A 6,201-nucleotide genomic window follows, 5' to 3' on the forward strand; every position below is an offset into this window, starting at 1 on the left:
ACTCGGTGATGCCAATTTCGGGAATGGCGAAGGCATTGCCTTCACCGCCGAGGCTGAAGGTGGCCACGCGCGTCACATCCGTCTGGAAGGCGAGCACCATGAGGTCATAGACCGTGCGGAAATAATCGCCTGCCAACGTTTGCGCGATGTCGCGGTTGGTGCGTTTGCGGTCGGTGTCGGAAATGGTCGGCAGCGGCGTGTCGAGCCACGCATCGGCGCGACGCGTGCGGATCTCGGCCTCGCGCACGGAGGTGAGGTATTGCTCCATGCGCCCTTTGTCTTCCTTGCCCATCTTCTGCTCGAGTCGGCGCACTTCCGCGAGGTTGGCGTCGAGCACGCTGCCTTTGCGGCGCAAGGCGCGGCGCTGGACCGTTTTGCCGCCTTTCGGTTCCTCGAAGAGCGAGGCGAAAATCTCACTGCAACGACGCAGCGCAGGCAACTGCACGCCGTCGGCGGTCCAAGCAAGAGACTGGTCCGTGAGAGCGATCTCCATCGAAGCGACACGGGTCTGCTGCGCGGTGAGCTCCGCCATCTTTTGGTCCACGGAAATGGTGTTGCGATCCGACGGGCCGAGCTTGCCGCCGGTCAGGAAGACATTGATGCAGTTGTGGTGATGACCGAGGCTGCCCGGGTGATGCAGCCCGCTGATAGGCGTGATGACATTGCGGTGCTTCTCCAGCGGCTTCAGAGAACGGGAGAACTCGTAGTCCTTCCCTGACTTGGTGATCTGGTAGTTCAGCGAGTGAACGCCGTTGGCGAGGTAGATGAATGCGCTGCGCTTCGGCGTGGCGGTGACTTTCTCCGCTCCGTGAAGTGGCACCATGCATTCAAGCAAGGGCAACGAAACGAAGCTGCCGAGGGCTTTGAGGGCGTGGCGGCGGTTAATCAGCCAGGATTGGGACAGGTAGTTGCTCATAGATTTTCTTGGTTCGTTGTTTTCGTTGTTAAGCGAGCCCCTCCAGCGGGCCGGTGGCAGTGCCGAAGCGTTCGATCTCGACGCCGCCCTTTTGCAGCATGGAGGTATAGAGATTGCAGAGCGGTTGTTGGTCTCGGCCCATCAGCGGGATTTTTTTCTCGGGATTGACCTTCTTGCCATCTGCGGGCGGAGCGATTTCCTGCTTCACTTCTTCCAGGTAAGGGCGGTTGAACGCGAGATGCTGGCCGTGACGGAAGCCGCCGCCGGCGAGGATGGCGGGCAGGTTGTAGGTCCAGTGGGTGTTTCCGTCGCGCAGGTTGCTGGTCATCATGACCATGGTCGAGTCGAGCAACGTGGAGCCGCCTTCCTTGGCGTTCTTGAGTTTGGCAAGCAGGCCAGTGAAGACTTGGATGAGTTCCGCTTCGACCTGCTGGCAGGCGGCGAGCTTTTTCGGCTCTTTGCCGTGATGGGAGAGGTCGTGGTGCATGCCGAAGGTCATGAGGCTCACGGCACGCGTCGAATCGGTGACCAGCGCGAGGTGGATCATGTCGATCATGAGCTGAAATTTGGCTTTCTGCTGCTGGTTGTCGGCGATGTCCTTCGGCTCGGTGCCGACGGGTTTGGGCTTGGGTCGGTTCACCCACTCGCGCGTCATCTTGAGCTGACGCTCCACGTCGCGGACGGACTCGAAGTATTCCTCGACGCGCTGGCGGTCGGCGCTGCTGATCTGGCGGTTCAGGCTCTTGGCGCGGTCGCCGACGAAATCAAGCATGCTGCGGCCTTCATCGATGCGGCGCATTTCGGCATCCATCTCAGCAGATGTGGCGGCGAGGAAGAGCTTCTTAAACAGCGCTGAGGGCTGCCCGATGGCGGGAATGGAGACGCCATTGGCCGTGACGGAAAGCGACTGGCCCTGCGTGGTCAGGGCAAGACTCTCGTAGCGGGTCTCACCGCGATACTTGGTGGCAAAGGCCTGGTCCACCGAGATGGTGTTTTTAAGGTTGTGCGAGTAGTCGGGATAAGGCGCTCCCGTGAGCATCACGGCTTCCGCCTTGTGCCCGCCACCGCCGGTATTGGGGTGGCTCAAACCGCTGATGATCGTGAAGTCATCGCGAAAGTCGGCGAGATGCGTGAGGTGCGAAGGCAACGCGTAACCGCGGCCGGTGGTGACCGGCACAAACGCCGACGGCTCGAAGCCGAAAGGCACGCCGATGCAAATCATGCGGCGTGGCGCGGCGGCGGGAGCAGCGGGCAGCATGGACTCCAGCATCGGCAAGCCAAGGGCAATGCCAGTGCTTTGGAGCAGGAGGCGACGGGAGATGGGTTTCATGATCGGGCTATTTCTGAGTGAAGAGTTCGCTTTGCACCACTTCGTGAATCAGCGTGCGCACACCGAAGCCGGACGCTGCGGCCTGTTTCAAAACGGCATCAATGATCAGTTCGTCACCGGCCTCCACACTCTCGCCGGTGGCGAAGGTTGCGAGCTTGCGGACAAGGCTGCGGGCGAGGAGCTCGGGCCGGCCGGCGAGCGCGGCCTTGTAGGCGCGGATGTCGGCGATCTCAATGCCGCCGGGAAGCTGGCTCCGTGTATCGACCGCAGGGCCTTTGAGGTATTTGACCGCCCCGTATTGGCCGCCGAAAAAGGCTTTCACATCCTTGAGTTTCTCACCGGTCTGGGTGGTGCGGTAGTAGTCGCGATATCGGCCGATGGGGTCAAACGCTTCGAGCACAAAACCGGGGGGATCGATCTTCTGGTGGCAGCCGGCGCAGGACTTGACGCTCTGGTGCTTGGCGAGTTGCTCGCGGATGGTCGTCGCGCCGCGCGTGTCCGGCTCGATGGAACCGGCATTCGGCGGTGGTGGTGGCGCGGGCGTGCCGACGATGCGCTCCAACAGCCAGACACCGCGCAGGACAGGCGAGGTGTTCGCGCCATTGGCGGTGACTTTCAAAATACTCGCCTGCGTGAGTAATCCGCCGCGCACGCTGTCGGCGGGCAGAGCGACCCGCTGCAAGGCCGCGCCCTTCACCGGCGGCAGGTCGTAGTGCTCGGCGAGGCGTTGATTGAGATAAGAGTGAGGTGCTGAAACGAGCATCGCGGCCCCCAGATCGCGCTGAACAAGGTCGCGGAAGTAGGCGCGGGTTTCGCCGACGAGCGAATCGTGCAAAAACACATCCTGCCGGCCATCGTGAATGGCTTCGAAATACTCTGGGAACAAATCGCGGTCCGGCGTGGTGGCGTTGAGCTCTCGCAGGTTCAGCCATTGCGCGAGGAAGTCGCTGACGAAGGCCTCGAAGCGTGGCGAGGCGATCAGCCGGGCCGCTTCTTTCCGCAGGACATCAGGCTTGGTCAGTTCGCCTGTGTCTGCGAGCTTGCGCAGCCCGGCATCGGGAGCAGTGCGCCACAGGAAATAGGAGAGGCGCGCGGCCAGTTCGTGGCTGGACAACTTCGGCCCTTTCTCGACGAGGAATAGAAACTCCGGCGAGCAAAGCACGGCGCGGTGCGCGGCATTGAGCGCGACTTCGAGGCATTCGCCTTTAGCCAGCCGCTCGCGGGTCATCGCGTGGTAAAGCTCGACTTCCCCGGCGGTCGCGGGACGGCGGAAGGCGCGGCTCACGAAGCGGGTGAGCGTCTCGCGGATGGCAGACTCGGTTTTGTCCGCTGGCAGGCGCACGGTGAGGGTATCCTTGAGCTGCCGGTAGGACCGCACTGGGCGGATAATTGTGTCCGGCACTCGCGCCGTTTTCGCCACCTCGGTAGTCGGGGCGAACTCGGCGGCCTCACCATAGAGCAAGGCGTGGCCAACTGGTGGCCAGGTGTCGATCAATGGTCCAGTGATCTCCACGGGTTTCACCACGATCGCCGGTCCCACTGTGGCGATGGGCGGATTGGGATTGTTGATGAAATGCCAGCCCTTGGGAATCTTCTCCGGCTTGTCGGGCGCATAGACACTGTAGCCCGCGTCGATGCGCACCTTCGCCATGCGATAGGGCGCGATGATGAGCGTTTCGCCGCGCTCAAAGGACCGGGTCAGCTCGATGGTGCTTTCCTGGCGATGCCGCGCGTCGAAGTGTCCGAGCAATTCCTTCCGCTTTCCGCCAGCCGCGATCCACACGCTGTAGATGAGATCTTCGCCGTTCGTTGTGTCGCGTGACTCCGTCGTGATGCGGATGCGATACCGTCCGGGCGTCTCCCGCGTGACCGCCTCAAACTGCCGCAGCGCGACCGGCACCTCGATGTGGGTATCGAGGAAGAAATGCAGATCCTCGCCATGCAGGTTGCACTGGAGCCGGTTGTGAGCGTAGGCGGACCAAGGCTTCTCCGCCTCGTGATTGAAGGCGAAGCGGTGAGTTTTGGTTTCAGGCCGGGCTTGACGGACGCTCGCCGCATCGAGCGACCGATCCGCCGTCGCCATGTATTGCTGGATGTGAACCGGCGAAATGCTCAGAGCGACGGTCTGGTTGTTGAAACCATCGCGCAGATCGTCTTCCGGCAACAGATCGCGCAGCGCTGTGTCGATCCCGAGCAAGTCACGAACGCTGTTCTCGTATTCGAGCCGGTTGAGGCGACGCACTCGGACTCGCCCGGACTCGCCATGTTTCGCCAGCGCTGCTTCATGAAACGCTGTCTTGAGTGCTCCCAGCGCTGCTTGGACCTCCTTTTCACCGGGGCGATCCTTCTTCTTCGGCGGTGGCATTTCACCGCTCTGCACGCGCGCCAGCACTCGGCTCCAGGCCTTCTGACTCGCGGCATCACCCAGATTCTTTGGCAGCAAGTCCGCACGAAAGTCGCCCTCCCTGACCGAGTCGTCGTGGCACTCCACGCAATGCTTTGCAGTGAATGAAAGCGGGACGGTTGCGGCCAGAGTGGGACTTGCCGATAAAAAGATAAGTGACGAAAATAAGGGGAAGACGTGGAGCAACCACTTCCCCTTGCCCCGGTTCTGGATTCTACTTTTGTCCGTCATTTGTGTGCGTGCTGTCTTGCTCGTTATCGCTTCTTCATCAGTTCCGACGTCGCCACGGCCCGGATGATGTCCTTGATGCGGTATTCGTGTTTCTTCGCTTCAGTCTGGATGGCTTTGAGATCGTCCTGATCGTCAAAAGCCATGCTGCGGCGGAGGCTGTAGGTGCAGAGGTGCTCGATGAAGGCGCGGGCGACTTTGTCGCGGTCTTCGAGGAGCAGGCGCTTGAACTCGTTGGCGTCCTTGAACGCCCGTCCGTCGGGCATCACTCCAGCGGGATTGACCAGCGGGTCCTCACCGACTCCCGCCGGGACTTTTTCACGCGTGCGCCACTGGCCGATGGCGTCGTAGTTGTCCCAGGCGAAGCCGAGCGGATCTATCTTCGCGTGGCAGGCGGCGCAATTCACGTCCTTGGCATGCGCGGCCAGTTTGTCGCGCAGGGTGGCCTTGGGGTCTTTGGGCGGATTGGGTTCGATGGCGGGCACGTTCGCGGGCGGCGGTGGCGGTGTTTTGCCGAAGATCACTTCGCTGAGCCACACGCCGCGATGCACGGGGCGATGGCGCGTGCCGTCGGAGGTAAGTCCGAGCACCGCGCCCATCGTGAGCAGGCCGCCGCGACGATCCTCGGGCTTTAACGACACGCGCTGGAACCCGCCTGACTTTGACTCCGGCAGTCCGTAGAACTCGCAGAGGCGCGCATTGGCCACGGTCCAGTCCGAGTGGATGAAGCCGTCGATGGGCAGGTTCTTGCCAAACATCTCGCGGAAAAACTCCACCGGCTCGGCGCGCATGCTGTCCTCCAGCCACGCGTCGTAGGTGGGATAGATCTTCTTGTCTGGCGGGAACATGCCGACGCGGTGCAATTGCAGCCACTGCCGCGCGAAGTCGTCGATGAAACGGCTGGTTTTGCCGTCCGCGAGCATGCGATCGACTTCCTTCGTCAAACCTTCGCCCTGGAGCGTGCCCCCTTTCGCCGCGGTGAAGAGCGCGTCGTCCGGCATCGAGCTCCACAGGAAATACGAAAGCCGCGAAGCGAGTTCCGAATCCGTGAGCCGTTCGCGAACCACCGTGTCGCCCTCGACGAGGTAGATGAAGTGCCGCGAGGTCAGCACGCCCTGCAAGGCCACGCGGTAGGCATCCGCCAGCTTCTCGCCCGCCTCCCGCTCTTCGCGATACGATTTCAAATACTGCTCCAGCTCCTCCTTTTTCACCGGACGCCGCCAGGCGCGTTCGGCAAATCGTTGCAAATGCTCCACCACCACCTCGGGCGTCGCGTCATTGGGCGGCACCACATCTTTTCGCCGCAATTTTTCCGCCTCCGAC

Annotated in this window: 4 protein-coding genes; all 4 read right to left on the minus strand. The window is 62.0% G+C overall.

Annotated elements, in window-relative coordinates:
* A partial coding sequence (locus tag ACKVY0_RS28895; RefSeq protein WP_409218354.1) for a DUF1552 domain-containing protein occupies positions 1–916 on the minus strand: 916 nt, incomplete at its 3' end.
* Positions 917–944: 28 nt separating this feature from the next.
* Entirely contained in the window at positions 945–2,246 is a 1,302-nt protein-coding gene (locus ACKVY0_RS28900) for a DUF1552 domain-containing protein (protein ID WP_409218355.1), read from the minus strand.
* Positions 2,247–2,253: 7 nt separating this feature from the next.
* Positions 2,254–4,737 carry a DUF1592 domain-containing protein gene (locus tag ACKVY0_RS28905; RefSeq protein WP_409218356.1) on the minus strand — a complete coding sequence of 828 codons (2,484 nt, stop codon included), beginning with the start codon at positions 4,735–4,737 and terminating at the stop codon, positions 2,254–2,256.
* Positions 4,738–4,904: 167 nt separating this feature from the next.
* A partial coding sequence (locus tag ACKVY0_RS28910; protein ID WP_409218357.1) for a DUF1592 domain-containing protein occupies positions 4,905–6,201 on the minus strand: 1,297 nt, incomplete at its 5' end.

It is taken from the genome of Prosthecobacter sp., assembly GCF_046154365.1.
GTDB lineage: Bacteria > Verrucomicrobiota > Verrucomicrobiia > Verrucomicrobiales > Verrucomicrobiaceae > Prosthecobacter.